1 protein-coding gene is annotated in these 501 nt (G+C 64.7%); it reads left to right on the top strand.

The genetic code is table 11. The features are described from left to right. A partial coding sequence (locus CKO31_RS26495; RefSeq protein WP_200244026.1) for an L-histidine N(alpha)-methyltransferase occupies nucleotides 1-501 on the top strand: 501 nt, incomplete at both ends.

Below are 501 nucleotides of genomic sequence, written 5' to 3'. Positions count from 1 at the left end.
TGAACATCCGCGGGCGGCCTTTTTCCCGGGCTCGTCCATCGGCAACTTCGAGCCGATGGATGCGACGCGGCTGCTGACCCGGATCGGGCAGTTACTCGGCCCCGGCGGGCGGTTGTTGATCGGCGTCGATTTGGTGAAGGATGCGGGACGCCTCGAGGCCGCCTACGACGATTCCGACGGTGTCACCGCCGCCTTCAATCTGAACCTGCTGACGCGCATCAACCGCGAGCTCGGCGCCGACTTCGACTTGGACGCCTTCCGCCATCGAGCCTTCTTTAACGCGGAGTTGAGCCGCATCGAGATGCACCTGCTGAGCACCCGGACACAGCGGGTGGCTGTAGCCGGCCAGTTGTTCGACTTCGCCGAGGGCGAGAGCATCCACACCGAGTGCTCCTACAAGTACCGCACCGACGGTTTCCACGCGCTCGCCGCCGAAGCCGGTTTCAGCGCGGAAGAGGTCTGGACCGATCCCGACGGGCTGTTCAGCGTGCACTGCTTGAT

It is taken from the genome of Thiohalocapsa halophila, from assembly GCF_016583825.1.
GTDB classification, from domain to species: Bacteria; Pseudomonadota; Gammaproteobacteria; order Chromatiales; family Chromatiaceae; genus Thiohalocapsa; species Thiohalocapsa halophila.
This window is presented reverse-complemented; position numbering and strand designations above follow the sequence as displayed.